Genomic DNA, 25,638 nt, shown 5'->3' with positions numbered 1-25,638 from the left:
CGTCGAACCGGCGGCCGAGTCAGTCGGCGACCGGTTCGTAGCGATGCATGAAGAGGCCGTCGTCCATCGGCCAGCAGTTGCCGGATTCGTCGCGCACGATCCAGTCGCCCGGCTTCACGGATCGCCAGCCTTCCGGCGTCGCGATCGCCCACAGGCCGTGACGGCGCTCTACCCGTTCATGGTCGCCCTCGGCGAACCACCGTGTTGCATCGACCTGACTGGCGCGTTCTCTGAATTTCATGCCATCACCAAATGAAACGGATTTCAGTGTCGCGTGGCCGCGGCGCCGGCATCGAGCGACCGCTGCCGCGCCCTCAGCGCGTTCGTTGCCGTGCGGGCTGCGTGCAGCGCCATCCAGCCCTCCGCGACGAGCGCCTCGAGCGTGTCGCGCGCGACGGTGGAAATCCGGACATCGATCTCCTGCACTTTCATCAGCGCCGACACGACCTCGTCCGGTTGATCGGGTGCAAGCGCAACGATGAACGCCGAACGCGTCTCGGCGGCCCGAACGGCCTCGCTCCAGTCGGCGCGCGCCACCGCCGCTTCGATCGCATGCGTGAGTGCGTCGAGACTCTGGACGACTTGCAACGGCGTCATTTCGCTTCCCCCGTCAGTAATCGATAGCATCCGCCCGACTGCCCATCGGAGCCGGCGCGGCGGCGACCCGACTCGCGCGCATCCGGTTCGTCACGTGAGCGACATGACTCGACGCTTCGCCGAGACCGGTAGCCGATACGATCGCGAAACAGGCGCAATGCGCGACGCGCGGATCAGGTGTGTGGATTGTAGGGAGCGGAACGCGGCGACGTCGGTAATATTTTGTAATGATATGTCGACTAACCTTGCCTGGCGTGGTGTCGGGCGGTGCGGGAACGGTGCGCGGCGTCGAAGTGGCGCAAACGTTTTCGTCTGACGGATGCGCGGGCGCGCATCGTCCCGAGCGCCGCGCCGACTCTCGCATCGAACCGTTTCAGCCTCACGCGCGGCCCCGCGTCGCTCGCCCCGCGCGTTTCCTTCGATGGCGGCGATTGGCGCGCAGATAAGCTCACCGAACGATCCAGATTTCCCCACATTCCATCGGAATGTTGCGCAGTATCATCCACGTCGCTTCGGCCACGACACGCTCGGACTGGGCCTGACCGCTCGCCACCTTCCCGTTTTGCCCCTTCGTTTAGCGATGCCCATCCGAATCCTGATCGTCGAAGACGACGCCCCGCTGTCCGCGCTGATCGCCGAGTACCTGCGCACGCATCATTACCAGGTGGACACGCTGTGCGACGGCGCCGGCGCGGCAGCGGCGATCGTCGCGAGCCGCCCCGACGTGGTGCTGCTCGACGTCAACCTGCCGGGCAAGGACGGCTTCGAGATCTGCCGCGCGGCGCGCATGCAGTACGACGGCATCGTGATCATGGTGACGGGTCGCGACGAGCCGTTCGACGAATTGCTCGGCCTGGAACTGGGCGCGGACGATTTTCTCCGCAAGCCGCTCGAACCGCGTCTGCTGCTCGCGCGAATCAAGGCGCAGTTGCGGCGCACGCGCGTGCCGGCGGGCGACGCCGTGCAGGCTTCGCCGCAGCGATACGTGTTCGGCAAGTTCTCGATCGACCGGGCCGATCGCCGCGTGCATCTGCCCGACGGCAGCATGCCGCGCCTGACGTCGACGGAATTCGATCTGCTGTGGGCCCTCGTGTGCCGCGCGGGCGAGGTGGTGAGCCGGGAAGACCTGACGCTGCTGCTGCGCGGCATCGCGTTCGACGGCCTCGATCGTTCGATCGACGGCCGCATCTCGAAGCTGCGCCGCAAGCTGCGCGACGACGCGAACGAACCGAAACGGATCAAGACCATCCGCTCCAGGGGCTATCAGTTCAGCAAGCACGCATGGGATTGAGGCCGCGCGCGGGCCGACGGACGGCGTTGCGCGAGCGCGGCACCCGATGCCCGCCGCGCGCGCGAGGCTACTGCGCGCGCGCCGTGCCGGTATCCTCATTCGCGGCCGGCCCCGCCTGCCAGCCGCCGCCGAGCGCCTTGTACAGCGCGACGAGATCGGTGGTCGTCTGCAACGCGCCCTGCTCGGCCTGCTGCCGGCCCTCCGACCATTGCCGCTCGGCATCCAGCACGTCGAGGAACGGCGACAGGCCCTTCCGGTAGCGATCGCGCGCGAGGTCCAGCGCGCCCTGTTCGGCCTTCACCGCGTCGTCGAGCGCGGCCGCGCGCGCCTGGTCGGTGCGGTACACGGCCAGCGCATTGTCGACGTCGCGCAGCGCGACGAGCACGGCTTGCCGGTAAGCGAGCGCCGCTTCGGCCTGGCGCGCCTGCGACAGCCGCAGGTTCGACACGAGCGCGCCGCCGGAAAAGATCGGCAGCGACACGGCCGGCCCGAACGCGTAGAACAGATGCGACCAGTGCGCGAGCTCGCGCACGTGCGACGCGCGCAGGCCGACCTGCCCCGTCAGCGAAATGTCCGGATAGAACTGCGCGACCGCGACGCCGACGTCGGCGGTGGCCGCATGCAGCTCGGCCTCCGCACGGCGGATGTCGGGGCGCCGGCGCGCGAGCGTCGACGGCAGGCCGACCGGCACGGTCGGCGGCACCGCCGGCAACGCGCGCGGGGCGGCCAGCCAGTCGTCGAGCGCGCCCGGCGCGCCGCCGACCAGATAGGCGAGACCGTTGCGCAGCAGCACGATCTGCTGGTCGAACTGCGGCAGTTGCGCGCGGATCTGCGCGAGCCGCGCGTCGGCGCTGCGCACGTCGAGATCGCTCGCGAGACCGTGCGCGGCCTGCTCGCGCGTCAGGTCGAGCAATTCGCGCTGCGCGCGTTGCAGGTCGTCGGCCAGCGCGCGCTGCGCTTGCGCGCCGCGCAGTTGCAGATAGGTCTGCGCGACTTCGGCCTCGAGCGACAGCAACGCGTCGTCGCGGCTCGCGACCGCGGCGCTCGTCTGCGCGCCGGCCGCTTCGACCGAGCGGCGCACGCGGCCGAACAGGTCCAGTTCCCACGATGCGTCGAACCCGGCCTGCCACAGGTTGACCGGCGATTCGAGGGCATCGAACGCGCCGCGCGCACCTTGCTGCACGCTTGCCCCGGTGCCTGGCCCGAACCGGTCGAGCGGTGAGCCCGGCGCGCCGAGACGATCGACGCGCTGGTCGATGCCCTGCTCCTCGACGATGCCCTTCAGGCCGAGCTGCTCGCGCTGGTAGCTCGCGTTCGCGCGCACGTTCGGCAAGCCCTGCGCGGCGGCCGCGCGCACCTGCGCGCGTGCCTGCGCGATGCGCAGCACGGCCGCCTGCACGTCGAGGTTGTCGTGCGCGGCGCGCTCGACGAGCCGGTCGAGCAGCGGATCGCCGAACGCGCGCCACCAGCGCGGATCGGGATCGGCGTCGATCGTGGGCGACGACCGCGCGGCCACGCCGGATGCGGGAGACGCCGCCTGCCCGTCCGCCTGCATCGCATGCCAGGTGGCCGGGACGTCCGCTTGCGGCGGCTGGTAATCGGGGCCGACGGTGCAGCCGGCGATGATCGTCGTCATCGCGCCGCACACGATGCGGCGAATCAGGCGGTGGCTGCGATTGTCGCGGCGCATGCGCATGTCAATGCCCTCCCGCGCCGCGCGCGGCCTTCGCCGGCGAGAACAGGAACGTCAGCGGAATGCTGAACGCGCAGAACACCGCGAGGATCGCGAACACGTCGATATACGCGAGGATCGTCGCCTGCGAGACGAACGTTTCGTAGAGCCGGCCGGTCGCGGTCTGCAACGCGGCCGGCGGCGGCGCGCCCGTCAGCGCGCCGATCGCGCGCGCGTTCTCCCGCAGCGCATCCTGGAAGTTCTGCGACAGCGTCGACATGTGCGTGGACAGGTGCGCCATGCGCGCCTGCGTGCGCTCGCGGATCAGCGCGGTCGACACCGAGATGCCGATCGAGCCCGCGACGTTGCGGAACATCGTGAACAGCGCGGACGCGTCGTCGTTGAGCCGCCGCGGCACGGTCAGGTACGCGAGCGTCGTGATCGGCACGAACATGAAGCCGATCGCGAGCGACTGCGCGCACCGGATCATCACGAGGTGCTTGTAGTCGATGTCCGGCACCAGCATGCGCGAATAGATCAGCGCGCCGCACAGCAGCACGAAGCCGAACCCGACGAGATAGCGCGTCTGCACGTGCGGCATCAGCCGGCTCACGAGCGGAATCTCGAGCGTGATCAGCAGCGCGCCGGGCGACAGCACGAGCCCCGCGAGCGTCGCCGTGTAGCCGAGATGCTGCTGGGCGAGCTGCGGCACGATCACTGCGCTGCCGTACAGCACCGCCGCGAACGTCGCGATCGTCACGCAGCCGAGCGCGAAATTGCGGTCGCGCAGGCACGACAGGTCGACCACCGGTTTCTTCGTGCGCAGCAGCCACAGCGTCGCACCGATCAGCCCGAGCGCGGACAGCACCGCGAAGACGCGGATGAAGGTCGAGCCGAACCAGTCCTCGTCCTCGCCGCGATCGAGCATCACCTGCAGGCAGCCGAGGCCGATCGCGATCAACCCGATGCCGATGTAGTCGATCGAGATCCCGCGTTCGGCGTCGCGCCGCCACGGCGGATCCTCGACGAGCTGCATCACCGCGAGCACGGTCAGCGCGCCGATCGGCACGTTGAGCAGGAACACCCAGCGCCACGAGAAATGGTCGGTGATCCAGCCGCCGAGCGTCGGCCCGAGCACCGGCGCGACGACGATCGCGATCGCCGAGATCGAGAACGCGCGGTTGCGCTGCTCGGGCGGGAACGTATCGAGGATGATCGACTGCTGGTTTGGCTGCAGCCCGCCGCCGAACAGCCCCTGCAGCACGCGGAACACAATCAGTTCGCCGAGGTTGGTCGCGACGCCGCACAGGAACGAGCACACGGTGAACGCGGCGATGCACAGCAGGAAGTAGCGCTTGCGGCCGAGCAGGCGCCCGAGGAAGCCCGAGATCGGCAGCACGATGCCGTTCGCGACGAGGTACGACGTGAGCGTCCAGGTCGCCTCGTCGTAGCTCGCCGACATCGTGCCGGCGATGTGCGGCAGCGCGACGTTGACGATCGTCGTGTCGAGCACCTCCATGAACGCGGCGAGCGTGACGACGATCGCGATGAGCCACGGGTTCGCGGCGGGGCGCCATGCGCCGCCGGACGCGCCGCCGCGGTCGGGCGGCCGGTTCATCGGCGGGCCTCGCGAGGCGGGAACGGCATGCGGGTATCGGGCATCGGATCGCTCCGGTCGACGCCGGCCGCGGCACGGCGGCCGGTCATTTCAGATGGACGGTCGGCTCGACCGACAGGCCGAGACCGAGCGGCGGACGGGTCGGCAGCGGGCCGTCGAGCACGATCTTCACCGGCACGCGCTGCACGATCTTCACGAAGTTGCCGGTCGCGTTCTCGGCCGGGAACGCGGAGAAGCGCGAGCCGCTGCCGAGCTGGATGCTGTCGACGTGGCCATGCAGGTCGAGATCGGGATACGCGTCGACCGACACGTCGACGCGATCGCCGACGCGCATCCGTTCGAGCTGCGACTCCTTGAAATTCGCGGTGATCCACACGCGCGGCGTGACGATCGAGAAGATCGACGTGCCGGCTTGCAGGAACGAGCCCAATTGCACGTTGCGCCGCGTGACCCAGCCGTCGGACGGCGCGCGCATCTCGCAGTACGACAGGTTGAGGTTGGCCGTCTCGAGCTGCGCGCGCGCCTGCAGCACCTGCTGGCGGCGTTCCTCGACGGCCGTCTCGGCCTGCCGGATCTGCTGCGGCACGAGGCTCGCGGTGCGCGCCTGCGCCTGGGCCATCGCGACGTTCGCGTCGGCGGTCGCACGTTGCGCGTCGGCCGCATCGATCGCCTGCTGGGAAGTTGCGCGCGCATCGACCGCCCGCTGCCGCGCCTGCGCGGCGAGCGCCTGCCGGTACGCGGCTTCCGCCGACTCGATCTGCGCGCGCGCCTGCCGATACTGGGCCGGATACTGCACACGCGCGATATCGAGCTGCACGCGCGCCGCGTCGAGCTGCGCCTGTGCGAGACCGAGCTGCGCCTGCGCCGCGTCGACCTGCGCGCGGTAGTCGCGCGGATCGATCTCGACGAGCACGTCGCCGCGCCGCACGAAGCTGTTGTCGTCGACCGCGAGCCGCGTCACGTAGCCGGACACGTGCGGCGCGACCGCGATCGCGTTGCCGTCGGTGTACGCATCGTCGGTGCTTTCCTGGTTGCGCGTCGCGAGCCACCAGACGAGCCCGCCGACGAGCAGCACGACCAGCACCGCGCCGAGAATGATCAGCGTTTTCTTACTGGGCCGCTTGCGTTCGCCTTCGCCGTTGTTGCCGTCCCCGTCTCCGTCGCCGCCGGTGCGGCCGCCGCGATCGTCGTGCGGATGGCCGTCGCCGCCACCGCCGCCCGGCGCGTCGGTCGGGTGCTCGCCGTTGCGGCCCGGCGCCGCTCCCGAGCCGCTGCCGCCGCCGGACGGGTCGTCGCCCGCGCGGGCGACGACGGCAGGCCAGCGGGTAGGCAGCGGCGTCGACAGTACGACGCCGGCCACCGCCGGCGCGAACGCGTCCGGCGCGCCGGTGCCGCGCCGTCCGGGTGTCGACGCGCGCCGCAGCGCGACGCAAGATCGCTCACGAACGGACCACGGGCACAGGATCGCATCGGACATGAAACGGGGCTCCAGGCGGCGGCCGCGGGCGCCATTGCCCGCGCCGACCTCAAGCGCGCGATCGAGCAAACAGCGGGCCCGGCAACGCGCGTCGTCCACCGCGGCATGCGCGATGCGCGACGTGTACGCCTCGACCGCCCCGACAGGACTCGCGAACCATGACACGCTCGACCCCGCTCGACACCGACACACGCGACGAAGATCGCGGCGACAGCACGCCCGGCCCCGAAGGCAAGCGCCGCGGCACCGCCACACCACCGCCGCGCAGCGCGCACGACCCGGCCGAAGGCAAGCCGGCCGCACCGCCAAGCGGGGCGCCGCCGCGTCGCACGCCCTCTGCCGAACGCGGCGACGCGTGATCGACGCGCGTCGCGCCATACCGCCGTCCCGCTCGCGCGAAACGGCCGCAGCGGGCGGCGGCAGAAATGACAAGCCGTTGAAAAATCGCGGACGAAGGCCGGCCAGCGGGCCCGAAACACTCGCACGAGGGCACATGCGACAGCGAAGCGGGAACGCACGTTGCGGCAGGGGGCGCATGGATCTTTCGCCCATCTGCCGCGTGCCCTGCATGACGCTACCCGACCCGTCCGATTTCCCCGTTCGCGCGGTACCGCTCGCGCCGCTGGCGAAGGAACGCGCCACGATCGTCTGCCATCGCAACCGGCGCGTGCTGCTGGTCGCCCGCGGGCGATCGTCGCGCTGGACGCTGCCCGGCGGCGTGATCCGGCGCGGCGAATCGGCGCTCGACGCCGCGCATCGCGAACTTCGCGAGGAAACCGGGCTCACCGGTCTCGAACTCGCGTATTTCTTCTACGTGGACGGCAGCGTGAAGCGTCATCACGTGTTCGTCGCGAGCCTGCCGCGCGGCGCGCACGCTTGCCCGGGCCGGGAAATCGCGCTGTGCCGCTGGGTCGGCATCGACGCGGTGCCGCACTGGCCGGCGAGCGCGCCGACGCAGCGCATCATCCGTCAGTTCGCGGGCCTGTGCGTGGCGAGCGATCCGCGGCCGGGCGCGGTCACGCGTCTTTCGCCGTCTCGCTGAGCCCGGCGACGGGCGGCTGCGGATCGCGCGCAAGCCCTTGCGCGAAGACCTTCAGCCCTTCGAGCAGCGGCGTCAATGCATCCCACAGCGCCTCGTCGTGCAGCAAGCGGTAGACGCCGCGAACGCCGGGCGCGACGTGCGGGTGCTGCGCCGGTTGCCATGCGCCGACGTGATGCAGCGCGTCGGCCGCCGCGAACGCGGCGCGGCCGAACTGTTCCGGCGGAATGCGCGAGAGCGCCGTCACGAGCATCGCGAGATTCTGCATGCCGCTCTGCATGCCGGGCTTGTCGAGCGCGTCGACGAACGTGTCGGCCAGCCGCGCGTTCGCGCTGACGACCTCGTTCGCGAAGCGCAGGAAGCCGTGCCGATGCAGGCTGCCGAGCAGATGTTCGAGCGCGTCGTGCGCGCCCGGCTCCGGATGCGCGGACGTCGTGTCGGGAGGCTGGCGTTCGGTCATGGGTGGCTCCGGTTGAGGCGCCAGGCTGCCGTCGTTCCGGCAGCCGTGCGTGCGCCGAATGCAGGTCGTACTCGTTCACCGGCCCCCGCCGGGGCGGTCAGCCGCGGCCGCGTCACTGCGAATGACCGTCGGTCGGCGCCTTGTATTCGCTGCGCGCGCCCATCGCGTCCTCGACGCGATGCACGCCATGCAGCGCGGCGACACCGTCGATCAGCGCCTGCCGTTCGGCCTCGTCGACCTGTCCGGTCAGGCACACGTTGCCGCGCTCGACGCTCACGTCGATGTCGCGCGGGCGAGCGACGAGCCGGCCGAGCGCCGCACGCACGCGCTCGGCGACCTGTACGTCGTTCGCGTCGCCCGCGAGCCAGTCGGCCCGCAGCCCGGCGATCGCGCCGCGCGCATGGTCGGCCGCCCGCTTCACCTGCGTATTCGCATAATCGGCCACGTCGTGCCGGCCCGCGGCCGCCTTGTCGCGCAGATACGCGCGGCGGCGCCGGCCGGACGCAGGATCGAGGAAGTACATCGCGGCCGCCCCGCAGGCGACGGCCACCGCAAGATTCAACAACGGATTCGACGGGACTCTGGAGTTCATGGCGGCACCCTGGGCTATACCCGGAACGACCGGGCTTCGTGTCGGCATGCAGCACGTGCCGTTCCCCGCCGCGAGCGGCGCGAACGAGCCGTCGCGCCGCGATGCGGCGCCGGAAACGACAAGCGTTTGAAAAATCATCGGGCCGCGCATCGCTCGATCGCGAGATCAGGATTCGGGCGGCGTGTCGGCCGTTTTCGTGTCGGCCGCTTCCGCCCGTTTTCCGCCCGGCTCGTCGTCGCCGCGCTCGGCCGCGCGCTGCGCCATTTCGACGTAGGTCTGCGCCAACGCGCGCAATTCTTCCTCGGACGCATCCTCGATCCCGATCAGCCGGTCGCTCGCCGCGCGCGTGACGGCGAGCAGTTCGTCGAGCTTCAGGTGCAACGCCACGCTGTCGCGATTCTGGTTGCGCTGCAGCAGGAACACCATCAGAAACGTGATGATCGTGGTGCCGGTATTGATGACGAGCTGCCACGCGTCCGAGTAGTGAAACACCGGCCCGCTCACGAGCCATATCGCAGTGATCGCGACCGCGCTGCCGAATGCGACCGGCGAGCCGGCCCAGGTGGTCACGCGCGACGCAAAACGTTCGAACGCACGGGTAACGGCGTGCCCGGCCGGCCCGGAACCGGCGCCGCGCTTGCACGCCGTGCCGCGACGGTCGCTCGGTGGTTCGTTGAGTTCGCGCATGAATGCCTCCCGGATCGATAGTCTGTTTGAATGTGCGCATGAGCCGCGTCGCCGCCCGCCGCGAACCGCACGCCAGCGGCCGCTCGGGGTTCGGTCCCGCGTGCGCGCCGTCGGGAGAAGCATCGCGCGTGCCCGCCCCGTACGCCCGTGCAGCGCCGGCTTTAGCGCGGTGCGTGCGTGTCCTCGTCGTCCGGGAAATAGCGCGTGTCGGTCAGTTGAGCGATGCCGTCGAGATCCGGAAAGATCGTCGCGATGCTCACGCCGACGCCGGCAAGCTCCTGCCGGATCGACGCGAACCGGGCGCCCGGCACGGCGATGCGCACGAGGCGGCCGGCGAGATCCGCGTCCTCGTCGAGCGGCACGAAGCGCCCGCCGCGCGCGTCATAACGGTGAATCGTGAACCAGCCGTCCTGCGCGGTGATCCTGGGCATGACGTGACGCGGCCGGAACACCTTGGTGCGCGTGACCTCCAGCGGCGCGCGCCGGTCCGCGGCGGTCGCGATGTCTTCGGCGTCGTGCGACAGGCACCACACCACGCCGTCGCCGCCCGATTCGCCCGCGCGCCTGACCGCGAACCACAGCGCGGCCAGCGCGTTGCCGGACCAGTCGAGCAGGCGCGTGCGCATCCCGTGCTGCTGCGCGAGCGCGAGCCAGTCGCATGCCTCGAGGTTCTGCCCGGGTTCGAGATGCGGCAGCGCGCGCCGCGTGAATTCATCGAGCATCCGCGCTTCGACGTCGGGCGACGCGTGCTGCCGCGCGATGCCCGGCGCGAGCGGCCAGCCGGCATTGCACTGGCCGCGAAAAAGCCGCAACGCCATCGTCTGCCGCTGCCCGCCGATCACGGTCATGTAGTCGGCGACGCTGTCGATCGAGCGGCCTGTGCTCTCGCGCTTACCGTCCATGCATCGCGCCTCCCGCCGTGCCTGCCCGTACACGCGGCCATCGGCTCGGCGCGCGTCCGACGTCGCCGCTTGCCGGATGCGGAACCACCGGTACGGTCGCCCGCGTATCGCCGTCTCGCATCGCGGTTCACGGCGTGCTGCCGTGCTCCTTCTGCCAGCGCTCCATCAACGCGATCTCGTCGCGCTGCGCGGCGACGATCCGGCTCGCGAGTTGCCGCAGCGTCGGATCCTTGCCGTATTTGAGTTCGACCTGCGCCATGTCGATCGCGCCCTGGTGATGCGGCGCCATGTGCGCGACGAAATCGCGGTCGGCGTCGCCCGTGTACGGCGCGCTTTCCATCGCTTCCATCATTTTTCGGTCGGCGCGCTTGAACGCCTGCGTGGACGTGTCGGGCACGCTGACCGGATTGGCCGGGCGCAACTGTGCGGCCGCGGGCAGCGCCGACGCGCACGCCGCGAGCAGCGCGCTGGCGGCACAACGGCGTATGGATGAACGGTTGAATGCACGCATGAGACGAATCCTCGACAAGAAAGTGAACGGTCCGCGTGCGTCATCCCCCTTTCGTTCGCACGCATTGAAACGGCTGAGGCCGCGCGACCCGCGTTACCGCCACCACGCACGCGCGTCGCCGGGCGCGACCAGCGTGCGAATGCGGCCATCGTTGCGCTCCGGTCAGCTTGCTCGTTGCTCGCGGATGCCGCGTGCAACCGCCGTGCCCGACGCACGCGGCGCGGCACGTGCCTTGCGCGGCAGCCCCGCATCGGCTCATCCCGAACCAAGGAGAAACGGCATGGCGACAGTGGCGGATTTCATCGTCCAGCGGCTGTACGACTGGGGCGTGCGCCGCATCTACGGCTACCCGGGCGACGGCATCAACGGCTTTTTCGGCGCGCTGAACCGCGCGGACGGCAAGATCGAATTCATCCAGGCGCGCCACGAGGAGATGGCGGCCTTCATGGCGTCCGCGCATGCAAAATTTACAGGCGAGCTCGGCGTATGCGTCGCGACCTCGGGCCCCGGCGCCACGCACCTCGTGACGGGCCTGTACGACGCGCGGCTCGACCACATGCCCGTGCTCGCGATCGTCGGCCAGCAGGCACGCGCGGCGCTCGGCGGCCACTATCAGCAGGAAGTGGATCTGCCGGCCCTTTACAAGGACGTTGCGGGCGCATTCGTTCAGCTTGCGACGGTACCGGGCCAGGTGCGGCACCTAGTCGACCGCGCGGTGCGCACCGCGCTCGGCGCGCGCACGGTCACCGCGCTCGTGCTGCCGAACGACCTGCAGGAGCTCGACTACGCGCCGCCGAAGCGCGCGCACGGCACCGTGCATTCAGGGGTCGGCTATACGGCGCCGAAAGTCGTCCCGTACGCGGACGACCTGCGGCGCGCGGCCGACGTGCTCAATGCGGGATCGAAAGTCGCGCTGCTGGTCGGCGCCGGCGCGCTGAAGGCGACCGACGAAGTCATCGCGGTGGCCGACCGGCTCGGCGCCGGCGCCGCGAAGGCGCTGCTCGGCAAGGCCGCGCTGCCGGACGACCTGCCGTGGGTCACCGGCTCGATCGGGCTACTCGGCACGAAGCCCAGCTACGAGCTGATGACCGAATGCGACACGCTGCTGGTCGTCGGCTCCGGCTTTCCGTATTCGGAGTTCCTGCCGAAGGAAGGCCAGGCGCGCGGCGTGCAGATCGACCTGAAGGCCGACATGCTGAGCCTGCGCTATCCGATGGAAGTCAATCTGGTCGGCGACAGCGCCGAGACGCTGCGCGCGCTGCTGCCGCTCCTGAACGAGCGGCGCGACACCGCATGGCGCGACCGGATCGCGAAATGGAACCGCGACTGGCGCGAGACGCTCGCCGCCCGCGCGGCCGCGAAGGCCAGCGCGGGCCGCGGTGTGAATCCGCAACGCGCGTTCACCGAGCTGTCGCCGCGCCTGCCCGACGACGCGATCCTGACGAGCGATTCGGGCTCCTGCGCGAACTGGTATGCGCGCGACCTGATGATGCGGCGCGGGATGATGGGATCGCTGTCCGGCGGCCTCGCGTCGATGGGCGCCGCGGTGCCTTACGCGATCGCCGCGAAGTTCGCGCACCCGGTGCGCCCGGTGATCGCGATGGTCGGCGACGGCGCGATGCAGATGAACAACATGGCCGAGCTGATCACGGTCGCGAAATACTGGCGCCAGTGGCCCGACCCGCGCTGGATCTGCATGGTGCTGAACAACGAGGACCTGAACCAGGTCACGTGGGAGCAGCGCGTGATGGAGGGCGACCCGAAGTTCGACGCGTCGCAGCAGATCCCGAACGTGCCGTACTACCGCTTCGCGACCCTCCTCGGCCTCAAGGGCATCTACGTCGACGATCCGGAACAGCTCGGCGCCGCGTGGGACGAAGCGCTCGCGTCCGACCGACCGGTCGTGCTCGAAGTGAAGAGCGACCCCGAGGTGCCGCCGCTGCCGCCGCACGTGACGCTGCAGCAGGCGAAGCATTTTGCCGAAACGCTGGCGAAAGGCGACCCGCGTGAAGCGAACGTGATCGTCGAGACCGCGCGGCAGGTGCTGTCGGCCGTGCTGCCCGGCAACGGCGAACACGGCGACAAGCGCGGCAAGGAAGGGAAAGGCGAATCGTAAGGCAAGCGCGCGGGACGGTGCTGGCCGATGTCGGCGTCGTCTCGCCCGTCGCCCGGCCGTGCGAGCACCGCCGAGCACCGCCGAGCACCGCCGAGCACCGCGGTTACGACGCCTGACTTGCGCGAGTGTGAGCGGGAAATCCCGCACATGCGCCGCGCCCTCACGTCGTATTCCTCGGATCGCAGCCCGACATCGTCACGCACGCCGAGTGGCCGTTCGAACAGCGCGTGCGCGTCGTCGTCGCGCCACTGTATCCGGTACACCTGCACGAGCCGGAAGCCGGCCGCGGAAAAGCGCGTTCGGCGACGTGAATGACCGCCCAATTTACAAGCCGGCTGTAACGCGCCGGCCGTCGTGCACGTCATCCCGCCCTTCCACAGCCGCATGCGTGCGAGCCGCGTGCGCATGAAATTTGCTCCGCCGCGAACGGCCGTCGTCATGCCGCCCAACCCGGCAAGGAGTCGCGTTGCCCGTTCCGCCGTTCCTGAAAACCCGTCATGCCGCATGGATCGCACCGGTCGCGTGGACGATCGTGCCGATCGTCGCGCGCGCGGCCGCCGCGCCTGCCGAGCCCGGCAATCCGTCCGCGCCGCTGCCGCTCGCGTACGTCGTGCACGCGGCCGGCCCTGCGGCGCAGCCGGTCTTCGTGCTCGGCTGGGCGCTGCTCGCGCTGTGCACGTTCGTCTGCGTCGCGATCGCGGTGCTGCTGCTGATCGCGCTGTTTCGCCGTCGCGCGCACGCGGGCGCCGGCCACGGCAGCGGGCTGACGATCGTGACCGTGGGCACCGCGATCTCGATCGTGCTGCTGTTCGGCGCGCTCGTCTACATGCTGCGGGTGCTGGGTGCCGTCGCGGCGCCGCCGCGTCCGCCCGCGCTGACGATCACCGTGACCGCGCAAGACTGGTGGTGGGCCGTGCGTTATCCGGACGATATTGACGGGGCCGGCTTCGTCACGGCGAACGAGATCCATATTCCGGTAGGCGAACCCATCGCAATCGAACTGAAGAGCGCCGACGTGATCCACGCGTTCTGGGTGCCGCAACTCGCCGGCAAGACGCAGACGATACCCGGCCAGACCAATCGCCAATGGCTGCAGGCCGACCGGCCGGGCGTCTATCGCGGGCAGTGCTCGCAATACTGCGGCGCGCAGCACGCGCACATGGCGTTCGAAGTCGTGGCCGAGCCGCCGGCCGCGTTCCGTGCGTGGCTCGCCGCGCAGCGCCAACCGGCTCCGGCCCCCGCGGCGAGCGCCGAACGCCGCGGCCAGCGCGTGTTCGCCGCGCGCTGCGCGGGCTGTCACGCGGTGCGCGGCACCGACGCGGCCGGCGACGCGGGCCCCGATCTCACGCACGTCGGCATGCGTCGGCTGCTCGCGGCCGGCACGCTCGACAACACGCCCGACAACCTGCACCGCTGGGTCGCGCATGCGCAGCAGATCAAGCCGCAGTCGCTGATGCCGTCGATCGCGCTCGCGCCGCGCGACGCCGACGATCTCGCCGCGTATCTCGCGACGCTGCACTGAATCGAGGATGCCGATGGCCATTGCCCGCGACACGCCGGCCCCGCTCAACCGCGTACCCGATCTCGGCGAAGCGCCGCCCGGTTCCGCGCACGAGCGCGCGCTGGCCGAGTTGTGGGAATCGGAACCCGGCTGGCGCGGCTGGCTCGGCACCGTCGATCACAAGCGCATCGGGCTGCGCTACATCGTCACCGCGTTCGCGTTCCTGCTGCTCGGCGGCGTGGAGGCGCTCGTGATGCGCATCCAGCTCGCACGACCGAACGCGACGCTGCTCACGCCCGCGCAATACGATTCGCTGTTCACGATGCACGGCGTCACGATGATCTTCCTGTACGCGCTGCCGGTGCTGTCGGGCTTCGCGAACTACCTGTGGCCGCTGATGCTCGGCTCGCGCGACATGGCGTTCCCGCGGCTGAACGCGTTCTCGTACTGGTCGTTCCTGTTCGCCGGGTTGTTCCTGTACGCGAGCTTTCCGCTCGGCGCGGTGCCGGACGGCGGCTGGTTCAACTACGTGCCGCTCACGTCGCTCGACTACAGCGCCGGCGCGAACATCGACATCTATGCGCTCGGGATGATCCTGCTCGGCATCTCGACGACCGGCGGCGCCGCGAACTTCGTCGTCACGCTGCTGCGGATGCGCGCGCACGGCATGTCGATCGACCGCGTGCCGATCATCGTGTGGGGCACGCTGACCGCGTCGGTCGCGAACCTGGTGGCGGTGCCGTCGGTGAGCCTCGCGTTCCTGCTGCTGTGGCTCGACCGCAATGCGGGCACGCACTTCTTCGACGTCGCGCATGGCGGCCGGCCGCTGTTGTGGCAGCACCTGTTCTGGATGTTCGCGCATCCGTGGGTGTACGTGGTCGTGCTGCCGGCGATGGGGATCGTGTCGGACGCGCTACCGACCTTCTGCCGGCGGCCGCTCGTCGCGTACGAGGCCGTCGCGGTATCGACGGTGGCGACGATGCTGATCGGCTTCGAGGTGTGGGTCCACCACATGTTCGCGACCGGTATCGCGCCGCTCGCGCTCGCGTTCTTCGGCGCCGCGAGCATGCTGATCTCGATCCCGAGCGCTGTCGCGGTGTTCGCGTGGATCGCGACGATCTGGACCGGCCGCCCCGTGTTTCGCACGCCGTTCCTGTATTTCGCGGGCTTCGTGCTGATGTTCGTGATCGGCGGCGTGTCGGGCGTGATGACGGCGGCCGTGCCGCTCGACTGGCAGCTCACCGATACGTACTTCGTCGTCGCGCACCTGCATTACGTACTGCTCGGCATCAACGTGTTCCCGGTGCTCGGCGGCGTCGCGTACTGGTTCCCGAAGTTCACCGGGCGGATGATGAACGAGCGGTTCGGCCGCTGGACCTTCTGGGTCGTGCTGATCGGCTTCAACCTCGGCTTCTTCCCGATGCACGTTTCCGGGTTGCTCGGAATGCCGCGCCGCATCTATACGTATCCATCTGGAATGGGCTGGGACACGTCGAACCTGCTGACGACGATCGGCTCGTTCGTGTTCGGGATCGGCATCGTGATGTTCGTCGTCAACGCGCTGGTGAGCGCACGGCGCGGCGTGCGCGCCGGCGACAATCCGTGGGGCGCGGCGGGCCTCGAGTGGTCGGTCGCGTCGCCGACGCCCGTGTACAACTTCGCGGTGCTGCCGCTCGTCGCGTCGCGGCATCCGCTGTGGGAAACGCGCGACGATCCGACGCGCACCAGCCTGCGGGTCGGCTACCGGCTCGCACACGGGCGCGAGGCGCTCGCGGTCACGCCGCTCGCCGCGGCGCCGAGCGCGATCCTGAAGATGCCCGACGACAGTTGCGTGCCGTTCGTGCTCGCGCTGCTGGCGACCGCCGTGTTCGCGGCGATGCTCGTGCGCTCGCCAACGCTCGTGTGCGTGGCCGCGGCCGGTTGCGCGGTCGCCACCGCCGTGTGGCTGTGGCCGCGCCGCGCGCTCGGGCAACGTGCTCACCTGCCCGCCCGCGCGAACACGCAGACGCCTGCCGCAGCCGCCGAACCGCCGTCGGCCGCGGTGCCGGCCGGCGCGCCGGCCGCCTGCATCGACCCGCTGCCTGTCGGCAGTTGCGGCGAACGCGCGGGCGGCTGGTGGGGCGTGCTCACGCTGATCGTGACCGAGGCCGGGCTGTTCGGCTATCTGCTGTTCTGCTATTTCTACCTGCAGTCGCAATGGTCCGCGCCGTGGCCGCCCGAAGGGATGCCGAAGATCGGGCTCGCGGCCGTCAACACGGTCGTGCTGCTGTCGAGCAGCGTGTTCGTGTGGCTCGCCGAGCGCGCGGTGCGGGCCGAGCGGCAGGCCCGCGCGGTCGCGATGCTCGTCGTCGCGCTGGTGCTCGGCACCGCGTTCGCGCTGGTCCAGCTTCACGAATGGCGCGACCATCCGTATGGCCCGACCGCGCACCTGTACGGCAGCCTCTATTTCACGATCACCGGGTTCCATCTCGCGCACGTCGTGGCCGGCCTCGCGATCCTCGCGCTGCTCGCGGGGTGGACGGCCGCCGGTTTCTTCAGCCGCGAGCGACGCGTCGCGCTGACGGTCGGCGGGCTCTACTGGCACTTCGTCGACATCGTGTGGCTGTTCATCTTCACCGCGCTGTACGTATCGCCGTTCTGGCTGAGGAGCACCGGATGAGCGACGCCCGACGCGCGTGGACCCCGCTGCTCGCGATCGCGGCCGGCATCGTCGGCGCGCCCGCGCTGTGGTTTGCGCAGATGCTCGTGTCCGAGACGCTCGCGTCCACCGCATGCTACCCGCTCGGCGTCGCGCAGGCCGCGCCGCGCTGGACGCACGTCGGCGTGTGGCTCGCACTGATCGCCGCGGGCGCGTTCGCACTGGCCGCGGCCTGCGCGACGTGGCTCGCGCGGGCGTGGCGGCACCGATATCGACGCGATGCCGATGCGCCCGCCGTGACGCGCGACGACAGTACGCGCTTTCTCGCGCGCTGCGGAATGCTCGCCGCGCTCGGCTTCGTGATCGGTCTCGTGTTCACGGGAATCGTCACGGCTTTCGTGGGGCCTTGCAGTCCATGGCGCTGATCTCGTTCGCTTCGTGCTGCGTGCCCGGCCGCCGTGCGGGTGTCGCGCTCGCGCTGTGTGTCATGCTCGGCGCGTGCGACATGCAGCCCGACGACAACGCAGCGGCAGCCGGCGATACGGGCGGCGGCGCGTCGGCGGCCGAAGCGCCCGAGCCCGCGTCGGGCTGGCGGTTCGTGCGGATTCACGCGTCGGCGGCCGATGCCGGTGCGTCGATGTCCGCTCGTGCGAGAGAGGATCCGCGGCTTTCACGCAAGCGGGAGGCGAGTGTCGCCAATTCGGCAGCGTCCGGCGCTTCCGCCCCGCCGCCGGACTCCGCTTCCGCGTCGACCGCCCGCCGCCCGGTCATTGCCGCGGCCGCCGCAAGCGCCGACGCCGCGACGATCGCGCGCGGCCGCTATCTCGCGCTGGCCGGCGATTGCGCCGCGTGCCACGACGCGGCCGACCATACGCCGTACGCGGGCGGCCAGCCGGTGAATTCGCCGTTCGGGCCGATCTATGCGCCGAACATCACGCCGGACCCGACGCACGGGATCGGCCACTACACGCTGCGCCAGTTCGACGACGCGTTGCGGCGCGGCGTGCGCGCGGACGGCAGCCGGCTGTATCCGGCGATGCCGTACCCGTCGCTCGCGCACCTGACCGACGACGACGTGCGCGCGCTGTACGCGTATTTCATGCGCGGCGTCGCGCCTTCCCCGAACGCGGCGAAGCTCACGCAACTGCCGTTTCCGTTCAACCAGCGCTGGGCCCTCGGGCTGTGGAGCCTCGCGTTCGCGAACCGCGACCGGTTCACGCCTCAGCCGTCGCAATCAGCGCAATGGAATCGCGGCGCCTATCTCGTGCAGGGGCTCGGCCATTGCGGCGCATGCCATACGCCGCGCGGGCCGGCCTACAACGAACGCGGCTACGACGAACGCAGCCCCGCGTTCCTGACCGGCGGTATCAACGATCACTGGTTCGCGCCGAACCTGACCGGCGCGGACCCGGACGGCCTCGGCCGCTGGTCGACCGACGACATCGCCGCGTTCCTGCGCAGCGGCCATGCGGCGCGCGGCTCGGTGTTCGGCGCGATGGCCCCGGTCGTCGGAGAAAGCACTGCATTGCTGACGGAGGACGATCGTCGGGCGATCGCCGTGTACCTCAAATCGTTGCCCGCGCAACCGACCGCCGCGACGAATCCGCTGGGCGTCGGCGTGCCGCGGTTGACGCCCGCCGGCCCGCGCCCGGAAGGCGGCCAGCAAGCGCCCGGGGCCGGTGTGTATGCGGGGTTCTGTGCACGTTGCCACGGTGCGGACGGCACGGGCGTGCGCGATCACGGGCCGGCGCTCGCGAGCAGTTCGGTCGTGCTGGCCGCCGATCCGACGAGCACGATCCGGATCGTCGTCGAAGGCGCTCGGCCGGCGCCGGGTGAAAACGGCCCCGTGCAGCGGATGCCGGCGATGCGCGGCACGTTGACGAGCGGAGAAATCGCGGCGGTGGTCAGTTACGTGCGCGGCGCGTGGGGGAATCGGGCGGCGCCGGTGTCGGAGCAGGATGTGAGGCGGTTGCGGCGAGCGATCCATCGGTAGTCGCGTGCCGCATGCAGGGCTTCCCGAACGATGCCGATCAGAGGCTCCGGCGCTACCGCTACCGGCTCGCAACGGCCTCGGCCTCCGGCGCCTGCCATCCTCCACCGAGCGCCTTGAACGCCGCGACCGCCGCACGCGCCGATTCGGTTCGGGCCTGCACGCGTTCGTCGGACGCGCGCAGCAAGCTTTCGTCGGCCTGCAACACTTCGATCAGGCTGACGACGCCTTTCTGGTAAGCCGCGAACGACGCGGCCCGCGCGCGGCCGAGCGAATCGACGCCGCTGGCCAGCACGGCCGCCTGTTCGTCGCGCTTGACGAGCGCAGAGAACGCATTTTCGACATCCTCGGTGGCGTGCAGCGCCGCGAGCCGATACGCGGCCAGCATTTCGGCTTCCTTTCCTTTGGCGTCGGCGATCTGCGCATTGATCCGGCCGAAGTCGAACAGGCGCCAGCGCAGGCCGAGCACGCCGGCCGCCTGGTTCGCGCCGCCGGCAAACAGGTTGCCCGCGCCCATCGTCGTCGCGCTGCCGAGCAATCCGCTCAGCGAAAACTTCGGGTAATACTCGGCAATCGCCACGCCGATGCGCGCGTTCGACGCCGCAAGCCGTCGCTCGGCGACCATCAGGTCGGGCCGCCGTCTGAGCAATTCGCCCGGCGTGCCCGTCGCCGCGATCCGCGGCGCCACCGGCACGTCGCCGCCATCGAGCAGTTCCGCGCGATGCGTGCCGGGCTGCGCGCCGAGCATCACGTCGAGCGCATTCATCGCCGTGTCCAGCGCCGCTTCGAGCACCGGCACCGTCGCACGAACCTGCGCGAGCGCACCTTCGGCCTGCCTGACCTGAAGCTCCGCCGCGAGCCCCTTCCCGTACAGCAGATTGATCGTCGACAACAGATCCTGCTCGGTCCGCACCTGATGCTGCGCGACCTTCAACCGGCCCTGCAACCCGCGAATCGTGATGTAGATGTCGGCCGTCTGCGCGGCGACGGCCAGGCGCGTGGCGACCGCCGCCGCTTCGGACGCCTGATAGTCGGCAAGGGCGGCTTGCCGCCCGCGGCGCAGCCCGCCGAACACATCCAGTTCCCAGCTCGCGTTGAAATCGGCTTCGTAGGCGCTCCCGTGACGGTCGAAACCGGGCGTCGAATTCAGGACACTCCCCAACGGCGTTTCGACCGACTGGTAGGCGCGCGCAGCCTGGCCCGTCACATTGCCAGACGGCAACAGCGCCGCATCGGCCGCCCCGAGCCCGGCACGCGCTTGCGTGACGCGGGCCGCGGCCTGCGCGAGATCGAGGTTCTGTGCAAGCGCGAGCGTGACGAACCGGGTCAACTGCGGATCGCCGAAGCCCGTCCACCACGTCGCGAGTTCGGCGTCGGCCGCCGCGCGCCGCTGCTCCACGGCGCTCTGGCCCTGGAAGCGCTGCGGCATGGCGACGTCCGGCCGCACGTAGTCGGGACCGACGGCGCATCCGGCAGACAGGAGCGCGGCGAGCAGCGCGGCAACGATGGGTTTCGGTAGCATGACGGTTTCAGTCAAGATCAGGTAGTGACTATAATACCAAATAGTCACTCGTTGTCCATCCCTGCCAGCCGCAACCCATGAAAGAAAACACCGCTTCCCCCGCGCCCGCACGCGGCCCGGCCGATCACGACGTGCGCGACCAGATCGTGGCCGCCGCCACCGAGCACTTCAGCCGGTACGGCTACGAGAAGACGACCGTGTCCGACCTCGCGAAGTCCATCGGCTTCTCGAAGGCCTATATCTACAAGTTCTTCGAGTCGAAACAGGCGATCGGCGAGATGATCTGCGCGAACTGCCTGCATGAAATCGAGACCGACGTGCGCGCCGCCGTCGCCGAAGCGGAACTGCCCACCGAAAAGCTGCGGCGCATGTTCAAGGTTTCTACCGAAGCGAGCCTGCGGCTGTTCTTCCGCGACCGCAAGCTGTACGACATCGCCGCGTCGGCCGCCACCGGCAACTGGCAGTCGGTGCAGGCCTATGAGGCCCGTGTGCAGAAGCTGCTGCAGGAGGTGCTGCAGGCGGGCAGGCAAAGCGGCGAGTTCGAGCGCAAGACGCCGCTGGACGAAACCGCGACGGCGATCTACCTCGTGATGCGGCCGTACCTGAATCCGCTGCTGCTGCAGTACAACCTCGACACGACCGACGCCGCGCCCGCGCAGTTGTCGAGCCTGGTGCTCCGCAGCCTCGCCCCATGAACCGACACTGTTTGTGACTATTGACTATTTTGGTCACTAGATACACAATGAAAGCCCCGATCACCTCGTCAGTGGGTCTTTCATGGTCCGGCGTCGCCTCGCTCTCCTTGCAGTCGCTTCCGCGCTGCCCCTCGCGCTAGCCGCCTGCAGCGGAAAAGCGCCTTCCGATCCGCGCACGGAAGCGCCGCTCGTGCGTACCGCCATCGTGCACGCAGCCGCGCCCGCATCGCGGTCGTTTACCGGCACCGTCGCCGCCCGCGTGCAGAGCGACCTCGGGTTCCGGGTGTCCGGCAAGGTGCTGGAGCGGCTCGTCGATACCGGGCAAACCGTCCGCCGCGGCCAGCCGCTGATGCGCATCGACCCCGTCGACCTGAAGCTCGCGGCGCGCGCACGCGATGAAGCGGTGGCCGCGGCACGGGCACGCGCGCGGCAGACCGCCGAAGACGAAGCGCGCTACCGCGACCTGCGCGGCACCGGCGCGATATCGGCATCGGCCTATGACCAGGTCAAGGCCGCGGCCGACGCCGCGAAAGCCCAGTTGAGCGCCGCCGAGGCCGACGCCGACGTCGCGCGCAATGCGACCGGCTACGCGGAACTGGTCGCGGACGGCGACGGCGTCGTGATGGAAACGCTCGCGGAGCCCGGCCAGGTCGTCAGCGCCGGCCAGCCGGTCGTGCGGCTCGCGCACGCCGGCAGCCGGGAAGCGGTGATCCAGCTGCCGGAAACGCTGCGCCCCGCGGTCGGATCCATCGCGCAGGCAGAGCTGTTCGGCAAGCCGGGCGCGAGTGTCCCCGCGACGCTGCGCCAGTTGTCCAACGCCGCGGATGCGCGAACGCGCACGTTCGAAGCGCGCTACGTGTTGCAGGGCGCGCTGGCCGCCGCACCGCTGGGCGCGACCGTCACGATCCGCATGCCGGACGACGCGCGCGCGGCGCCGCAAGCCGGCCTGCAGGTACCGATCGGCGCGCTGCTGGATGCAGGCAAAGGGCCCGGCGTGTGGGTCGTCTCGGGCGATCCGGCCAAGGTGGGATGGCGGCCCGTCACGGTCGAGCATCTGGACGACGACAGCGCACGCGTGTCCGGCGCACTGAAGCAAGGCGAGCGGGTCGTCGCGCTCGGCGCGCAGTTGCTGCGCGACGGCGAAGCGGTTCGCGTGGCCGCCACGACCGCACACGAAGGAGCACGGCCGTGAGCGAACGCCGCTTCAACCTGTCGGCGCTCGCGGTGCGCGAGCGCGCGATCACGCTGTTCCTGATCTGCCTGATTTCGCTCGCGGGGCTCGTATCGTTCTTCAAGCTGGGGCGCGCGGAAGACCCTGCCTTCACCGTCAAGGTGATGACCATCGTCACCGCATGGCCGGGCGCGACCGCGCAGGAAATGCACGACCAGGTGGCCGAAAAGATCGAAAAGCGATTGCAGGCGTTGCGCTGGTACGACCGCACCGAAACCTACACGCGCCCCGGCCTCGCGTTCACGACGCTGACGTTGCTCGACAGCACGCCGCCGTCCGAGGTGCAGGAGCAGTTCTATCAGGCGCGCAAGAAAATCGGCGACGTCGCGAACGATCTGCCGGCCGGCGTGATCGGCCCGCTGGTCAACGACGAATACGCGGACGTCACGTTCGCGCTGTTCGCGCTGAAGGCCAAGGGCGAACCGCAGCGCCTGCTGGTTCGCGATGCGGAGACGCAGCGCCAGCGGCTGCTGCATGTGCCGGGCGTGAAGAAGGTCGACATCATCGGCGAACAGGCGGAGCGCATCTACGTGCAGCTGTCGCACGACCGGCTCGCGACGCTCGGCGTGAGCCCGCAGGACGTATTCGCCGCGCTCAATGGCCAGAACGCACTGACGCCGGCCGGCTCCGTCGAGACGCGCGGGCCGGAGATCTTCATTCGCATGGACGGCGCGTTCGACAAGCTGCAGAAGATTCGCGACACGCCGATCGTCGCGCAGGGCCGCACGTTGAAACTGTCGGACATCGCCACCGTCGAGCGCGGCTACGAAGACCCGTCCACCTTCATGATCCGCAACAACGGCGAACCCGCGCTGCTGCTCGGCGTCGTGATGCGCGACGGCTGGAACGGGCTCGACCTCGGCCGCGCGCTGGACCGGGAAGTCGGCGCGATCAACGCGGAGTTGCCGCTCGGCATGAGCCTGACCAAGGTCACCGACCAGTCCGTGAACATCAGCTCGGCCGTCGACGAGTTCATGGTCAAGTTCTTCGCCGCGCTGCTCGTCGTGATGCTGGTGAGCTTCGTCAGCATGGGCTGGCGCGTCGGCCTCGTCGTCGCCGCGGCCGTGCCGCTGACGCTCGCCGTGGTGTTCGTCGTGATGGCCGCCACCGGCAAGAACTTCGATCGCATCACGCTCGGTTCGCTGATCCTCGCGCTCGGTCTGCTCGTCGACGACGCGATCATCGCGATCGAAATGATGGTCGTGAAGATGGAGGAAGGCTACGACCGTGTGGCCGCGTCGGCTTACGCGTGGAGCCATACGGCCGCGCCGATGCTGGCCGGCACGCTGGTCACCGCGGTCGGCTTCATGCCGAACGGCTTCGCGCGCTCGACCGCCGGCGAATACACGAGCAACATGTTCTGGATCGTCGGGATCGCGCTGATCGCATCGTGGGTCGTCGCCGTCGCGTTCACGCCGTACCTCGGCGTGAAGATGCTGCCGAACCTCAAGAAGTTCGAAGGCGGTCACGATGCGATCTACGACACGCCGCGCTACAACCGTTTCCGACAGGTGCTGACGCGCGTGATTGCGCGCAAATGGCTGGTTGCGGCGTCCGTCGTCGGCCTGTTCGTACTCGCCATTCTCGGCATGGCCGTCGTCAAGAAGCAGTTCTTCCCGATCTCCGATCGCCCCGAGGTCCTCGTCGAGGTGCAGATGCCGTACGGCACGTCGATTTCGCAAACGAGCGCGGCCACGTCGAAGGTCGAAGCGTGGCTCGCGAAGCAGAAGGAAGCGAGGATCGTCACCGCGTACGTCGGCCAGGGCGCGCCGCGCTTTTATCTGGCGATGGGGCCGGAGCTGCCCGATCCGTCGTTCGCGAAGATCGTCGTGCGCACCGACAGCCAGGACGAGCGCGACGCATTGAAGGCACGCCTGCGGCGGGCGATCGCCGACGGCCTCGCGCCCGACGCGCGCGTGCGTGTGACGCAGCTCGTGTTCGGCCCGTATTCGCCGTTCCCGGTCGCGTATCGGGTCACGGGATCCGATCCGGACACGCTGCGCGGCATCGCGGCCGACGTCGAGCGCGTGATGGCCGGCAGCCCGATGATGCGCACGGTCAATGCCGATTGGGGCACGCGCGCGCCGGCGCTGCATTTCACGTTGGAGCAGGACCGCCTGCAGGCCGTCGGGTTGACGTCCAGCGCGGTCGCGCAGCAGCTGCAGTTTCTGTTGACCGGGGTACCCGTCACCGAAGTGCGCGAGGATATCCGGACCGTGCAGGTGGTCGCGCGCTCGGGCGGCGATGCACGGCTCGACCCGGCGCGGCTCGACGACTTCACGCTCGCCGGCGCGAACGGGCAGCGCATTCCGCTGTCGCAGGTCGGCAAGGTCGACGTGCGCATGGAAGAGCCGATCATGCGCTGGCGCGATCGCGTGCCGACGCTCACGGTGCGCGGCGACATCGCCGACGGCCTGCAGCCGCCGGACGTGTCGGCCGCGATCACGAAGCAGCTTCAGCCGATCATCGCCGCGCTGCCGAGCGGCTATCGAATCGAGGAAGCCGGCTCGATCGAGGAATCGGGCAAGGCCACGAAGGCGATGCTGCCGCTGTTCCCGATCATGCTGGCGGTGACGCTGATCATCATCATCTTCCAGGTGCGCTCGATCTCCGCGATGGTGATGGTGTTCCTGACGAGCCCGCTCGGCCTGATCGGCGTGGTGCCGACGCTGATCCTGTTCCGGCAGCCGTTCGGCATCAATGCGCTGGTGGGCCTCATCGCGCTGTCGGGGATCCTGATGCGCAACACGCTGATCCTGATCGGCCAGATTCACCAGAACGAACAGGCTGGGCTGGATCCGTTCCACGCGGTCGTCGAGGCGACCGTGCAGCGGGCGCGCCCGGTGATCCTCACCGCGATGGCGGCCGTGCTCGCGTTCATACCGCTCACGCATTCGGTGTTCTGGGGCACGCTCGCGTACACGCTGATTGGCGGCACGTTCGCCGGGACGATCCTCACGTTGATGTTCCTGCCGGCGATGTACGCAATCTGGTTCAGGATCCGGCCCGGTCATTCCGCCACCGCCCGCCACGGCGGCCATGAACCGGCGGCGCCCGCCACGACCGCACTTCAGCCCGCGCTGGATGCGCGCGATTGAT

At 69.8% G+C, this 25,638-nt stretch carries 22 protein-coding genes; 11 read left to right on the top strand and 11 right to left on the bottom strand.

What is annotated here, in order from left to right:
* Nucleotides 1-19: 19 nt before the first annotated feature.
* Both CFB35_RS32180 and CFB35_RS32175 read right to left on the bottom strand, forming a co-directional pair.
* A complete protein-coding gene (locus CFB35_RS32180; protein ID WP_059575116.1) occupies nt 20-241 on the bottom strand; it encodes a hypothetical protein in 222 nt (73 codons plus the stop codon).
* A gap of 23 nt (nt 242-264) precedes the next feature.
* Nucleotides 265-597 (bottom strand): hypothetical protein, encoded by a 333-nt coding sequence (locus CFB35_RS32175; RefSeq protein WP_089466166.1) that lies wholly within the window; start codon nt 595-597, stop codon nt 265-267.
* A gap of 580 nt (nt 598-1,177) precedes the next feature.
* Here CFB35_RS32175 and CFB35_RS32170 point away from each other — a divergent pair.
* Nucleotides 1,178-1,888: a response regulator gene (locus CFB35_RS32170; RefSeq protein WP_089466165.1), complete on the top strand. Its 711-nt coding sequence runs from the start codon at nt 1,178-1,180 to the stop codon at nt 1,886-1,888.
* Between the two features lie 67 nt (nt 1,889-1,955).
* Here CFB35_RS32170 and CFB35_RS32165 read toward each other — a convergent pair whose 3' ends face one another.
* From CFB35_RS32165 to CFB35_RS32155, 3 genes are all read right to left on the bottom strand, one after another.
* A complete protein-coding gene (locus tag CFB35_RS32165; RefSeq protein WP_089466164.1) occupies nt 1,956-3,584 on the bottom strand; it encodes an efflux transporter outer membrane subunit in 1,629 nt (542 codons plus the stop codon).
* A gap of 1 nt (nt 3,585) precedes the next feature.
* The gene (locus tag CFB35_RS32160) at nt 3,586-5,178 is read right to left on the bottom strand and encodes a DHA2 family efflux MFS transporter permease subunit (protein WP_089466163.1); all 1,593 of its coding nucleotides are present in this window, start codon (nt 5,176-5,178) and stop codon (nt 3,586-3,588) included.
* 85 nt (nt 5,179-5,263) lie between these two features.
* Nucleotides 5,264-6,655: an HlyD family secretion protein gene (locus tag CFB35_RS32155; RefSeq protein WP_059898202.1), complete on the bottom strand. Its 1,392-nt coding sequence runs from the start codon at nt 6,653-6,655 to the stop codon at nt 5,264-5,266.
* Nucleotides 6,656-6,813: 158 nt separating this feature from the next.
* Between CFB35_RS32155 and CFB35_RS32150 the strand changes: the two genes are divergently transcribed.
* A complete protein-coding gene (locus tag CFB35_RS32150; RefSeq protein WP_059575106.1) occupies nt 6,814-7,014 on the top strand; it encodes a hypothetical protein in 201 nt (66 codons plus the stop codon).
* 176 nt (nt 7,015-7,190) lie between these two features.
* On the top strand, nt 7,191-7,697 hold the full coding sequence (locus CFB35_RS32145) for an NUDIX hydrolase (RefSeq protein ID WP_373453033.1): 507 nt from the start codon (nt 7,191-7,193) through the stop codon (nt 7,695-7,697).
* Here CFB35_RS32145 and CFB35_RS32140 read toward each other — a convergent pair.
* The 5 genes from CFB35_RS32140 to CFB35_RS32120 form a co-directional block, all read right to left on the bottom strand.
* A complete protein-coding gene (locus CFB35_RS32140) occupies nt 7,672-8,154 on the bottom strand; it encodes a hypothetical protein (protein ID WP_059637317.1) in 483 nt (160 codons plus the stop codon). The genes CFB35_RS32145 and CFB35_RS32140 overlap by 26 nt on opposite strands.
* 112 nt (nt 8,155-8,266) lie before the next feature.
* The gene (locus CFB35_RS32135) at nt 8,267-8,746 is read right to left on the bottom strand and encodes a BON domain-containing protein (protein ID WP_059575229.1); all 480 of its coding nucleotides are present in this window, start codon (nt 8,744-8,746) and stop codon (nt 8,267-8,269) included.
* A 165-nt stretch (nt 8,747-8,911) separates the two neighbouring features.
* Nucleotides 8,912-9,433: a low affinity iron permease family protein gene (locus tag CFB35_RS32130; RefSeq protein ID WP_059575098.1), complete on the bottom strand. Its 522-nt coding sequence runs from the start codon at nt 9,431-9,433 to the stop codon at nt 8,912-8,914.
* 161 nt (nt 9,434-9,594) lie between these two features.
* Nucleotides 9,595-10,335, bottom strand: a complete 741-nt coding sequence (locus tag CFB35_RS32125; protein ID WP_089466162.1) for an FRG domain-containing protein — start codon at nt 10,333-10,335, stop codon at nt 9,595-9,597.
* Nucleotides 10,336-10,462: 127 nt separating this feature from the next.
* Nucleotides 10,463-10,846, bottom strand: a complete 384-nt coding sequence (locus CFB35_RS32120; protein ID WP_059575094.1) for a DUF305 domain-containing protein — start codon at nt 10,844-10,846, stop codon at nt 10,463-10,465.
* A 280-nt stretch (nt 10,847-11,126) separates the two neighbouring features.
* Between CFB35_RS32120 and CFB35_RS32115 the strand changes: the two genes are divergently transcribed.
* The 5 genes from CFB35_RS32115 to CFB35_RS32095 all read left to right on the top strand — a co-directional run bounded on the left by CFB35_RS32115 (nt 11,127) and on the right by CFB35_RS32095 (nt 19,094).
* Nucleotides 11,127-12,962 (top strand): thiamine pyrophosphate-requiring protein, encoded by a 1,836-nt coding sequence (locus tag CFB35_RS32115; protein WP_089466161.1) that lies wholly within the window; start codon nt 11,127-11,129, stop codon nt 12,960-12,962.
* A 466-nt stretch (nt 12,963-13,428) separates the two neighbouring features.
* Nucleotides 13,429-14,484 (top strand): cytochrome c oxidase subunit II, encoded by a 1,056-nt coding sequence (gene coxB / locus CFB35_RS32110; RefSeq protein WP_089466160.1) that lies wholly within the window; start codon nt 13,429-13,431, stop codon nt 14,482-14,484.
* A gap of 13 nt (nt 14,485-14,497) precedes the next feature.
* Nucleotides 14,498-17,122, top strand: coding sequence for a cytochrome c oxidase subunit I (gene ctaD, locus CFB35_RS32105; protein WP_089466244.1), 2,625 nt, complete (start codon nt 14,498-14,500; stop codon nt 17,120-17,122).
* Nucleotides 17,119-17,526: a cytochrome C oxidase subunit I gene (locus CFB35_RS32100; RefSeq protein WP_089466159.1), complete on the top strand. Its 408-nt coding sequence runs from the start codon at nt 17,119-17,121 to the stop codon at nt 17,524-17,526. The genes ctaD and CFB35_RS32100 overlap by 4 nt, the downstream gene beginning before the upstream one ends.
* Complete coding sequence (locus CFB35_RS32095; protein ID WP_089466158.1) at nt 17,517-19,094, top strand: cytochrome c; 1,578 nt, start codon at nt 17,517-17,519, stop codon at nt 19,092-19,094. Before CFB35_RS32100 ends, CFB35_RS32095 begins: the two co-directional genes overlap by 10 nt.
* A 58-nt stretch (nt 19,095-19,152) precedes the next feature.
* Here the strand turns inward: CFB35_RS32095 and CFB35_RS32090 are convergent, their stop codons facing one another.
* Complete coding sequence (locus CFB35_RS32090) at nt 19,153-20,613, bottom strand: efflux transporter outer membrane subunit (RefSeq protein ID WP_059575083.1); 1,461 nt, start codon at nt 20,611-20,613, stop codon at nt 19,153-19,155.
* A gap of 77 nt (nt 20,614-20,690) precedes the next feature.
* Here CFB35_RS32090 and CFB35_RS32085 point away from each other — a divergent pair, with 77 nt between their 5' ends.
* The 3 genes from CFB35_RS32085 (at nt 20,691) to CFB35_RS32075 (ending at nt 25,637) form a co-directional block, all read left to right on the top strand.
* The gene (locus CFB35_RS32085; RefSeq protein ID WP_059575081.1) at nt 20,691-21,308 is read left to right on the top strand and encodes a TetR/AcrR family transcriptional regulator; all 618 of its coding nucleotides are present in this window, start codon (nt 20,691-20,693) and stop codon (nt 21,306-21,308) included.
* An 82-nt stretch (nt 21,309-21,390) separates the two neighbouring features.
* Nucleotides 21,391-22,500, top strand: a complete 1,110-nt coding sequence (locus CFB35_RS32080; protein ID WP_089466157.1) for an efflux RND transporter periplasmic adaptor subunit — start codon at nt 21,391-21,393, stop codon at nt 22,498-22,500.
* Nucleotides 22,497-25,637: an efflux RND transporter permease subunit gene (locus CFB35_RS32075; RefSeq protein WP_089466156.1), complete on the top strand. Its 3,141-nt coding sequence runs from the start codon at nt 22,497-22,499 to the stop codon at nt 25,635-25,637. The genes CFB35_RS32080 and CFB35_RS32075 overlap by 4 nt, the downstream gene beginning before the upstream one ends.
* The last annotated feature ends 1 nt before the right edge of the window (nt 25,638 follow it).

This window comes from Burkholderia sp. AU16482 (assembly GCF_002223285.1).
In the GTDB taxonomy this organism is placed as follows: domain Bacteria; phylum Pseudomonadota; class Gammaproteobacteria; order Burkholderiales; family Burkholderiaceae; genus Burkholderia; species Burkholderia semiarida.
This window is presented reverse-complemented; position numbering and strand designations above follow the sequence as displayed.

Bases quoted from the DNA above. Each gene is read 5' to 3' on its own strand.
- CFB35_RS32180 (WP_059575116.1), bottom strand. From the start codon at position 241: ATGAAATTCAGAGAACGCGCCAGTCAGGTCGATGCAACACGGTGGTTC.
- CFB35_RS32175 (WP_089466166.1), bottom strand. From the start codon at position 597: ATGACGCCGTTGCAAGTCGTCCAGAGTCTCGACGCACTCACGCATGCG.
- CFB35_RS32170 (WP_089466165.1), top strand. From the start codon at position 1,178: ATGCCCATCCGAATCCTGATCGTCGAAGACGACGCCCCGCTGTCCGCG.
- CFB35_RS32165 (WP_089466164.1), bottom strand. From the start codon at position 3,584: ATGCGCATGCGCCGCGACAATCGCAGCCACCGCCTGATTCGCCGCATC.
- CFB35_RS32160 (WP_089466163.1), bottom strand. From the start codon at position 5,178: ATGAACCGGCCGCCCGACCGCGGCGGCGCGTCCGGCGGCGCATGGCGC.
- CFB35_RS32155 (WP_059898202.1), bottom strand. From the start codon at position 6,655: ATGTCCGATGCGATCCTGTGCCCGTGGTCCGTTCGTGAGCGATCTTGC.
- CFB35_RS32150 (WP_059575106.1), top strand. From the start codon at position 6,814: ATGACACGCTCGACCCCGCTCGACACCGACACACGCGACGAAGATCGC.
- CFB35_RS32145 (WP_373453033.1), top strand. From the start codon at position 7,191: ATGGATCTTTCGCCCATCTGCCGCGTGCCCTGCATGACGCTACCCGAC.
- CFB35_RS32140 (WP_059637317.1), bottom strand. From the start codon at position 8,154: ATGACCGAACGCCAGCCTCCCGACACGACGTCCGCGCATCCGGAGCCG.
- CFB35_RS32135 (WP_059575229.1), bottom strand. From the start codon at position 8,746: ATGAACTCCAGAGTCCCGTCGAATCCGTTGTTGAATCTTGCGGTGGCC.
- CFB35_RS32130 (WP_059575098.1), bottom strand. From the start codon at position 9,433: ATGCGCGAACTCAACGAACCACCGAGCGACCGTCGCGGCACGGCGTGC.
- CFB35_RS32125 (WP_089466162.1), bottom strand. From the start codon at position 10,335: ATGGACGGTAAGCGCGAGAGCACAGGCCGCTCGATCGACAGCGTCGCC.
- CFB35_RS32120 (WP_059575094.1), bottom strand. From the start codon at position 10,846: ATGCGTGCATTCAACCGTTCATCCATACGCCGTTGTGCCGCCAGCGCG.
- CFB35_RS32115 (WP_089466161.1), top strand. From the start codon at position 11,127: ATGGCGACAGTGGCGGATTTCATCGTCCAGCGGCTGTACGACTGGGGC.
- ctaD (WP_089466244.1), top strand. From the start codon at position 14,498: ATGGCCATTGCCCGCGACACGCCGGCCCCGCTCAACCGCGTACCCGAT.
- CFB35_RS32100 (WP_089466159.1), top strand. From the start codon at position 17,119: ATGAGCGACGCCCGACGCGCGTGGACCCCGCTGCTCGCGATCGCGGCC.
- CFB35_RS32095 (WP_089466158.1), top strand. From the start codon at position 17,517: ATGGCGCTGATCTCGTTCGCTTCGTGCTGCGTGCCCGGCCGCCGTGCG.
- CFB35_RS32090 (WP_059575083.1), bottom strand. From the start codon at position 20,613: ATGCTACCGAAACCCATCGTTGCCGCGCTGCTCGCCGCGCTCCTGTCT.
- CFB35_RS32085 (WP_059575081.1), top strand. From the start codon at position 20,691: ATGAAAGAAAACACCGCTTCCCCCGCGCCCGCACGCGGCCCGGCCGAT.
- CFB35_RS32080 (WP_089466157.1), top strand. From the start codon at position 21,391: ATGGTCCGGCGTCGCCTCGCTCTCCTTGCAGTCGCTTCCGCGCTGCCC.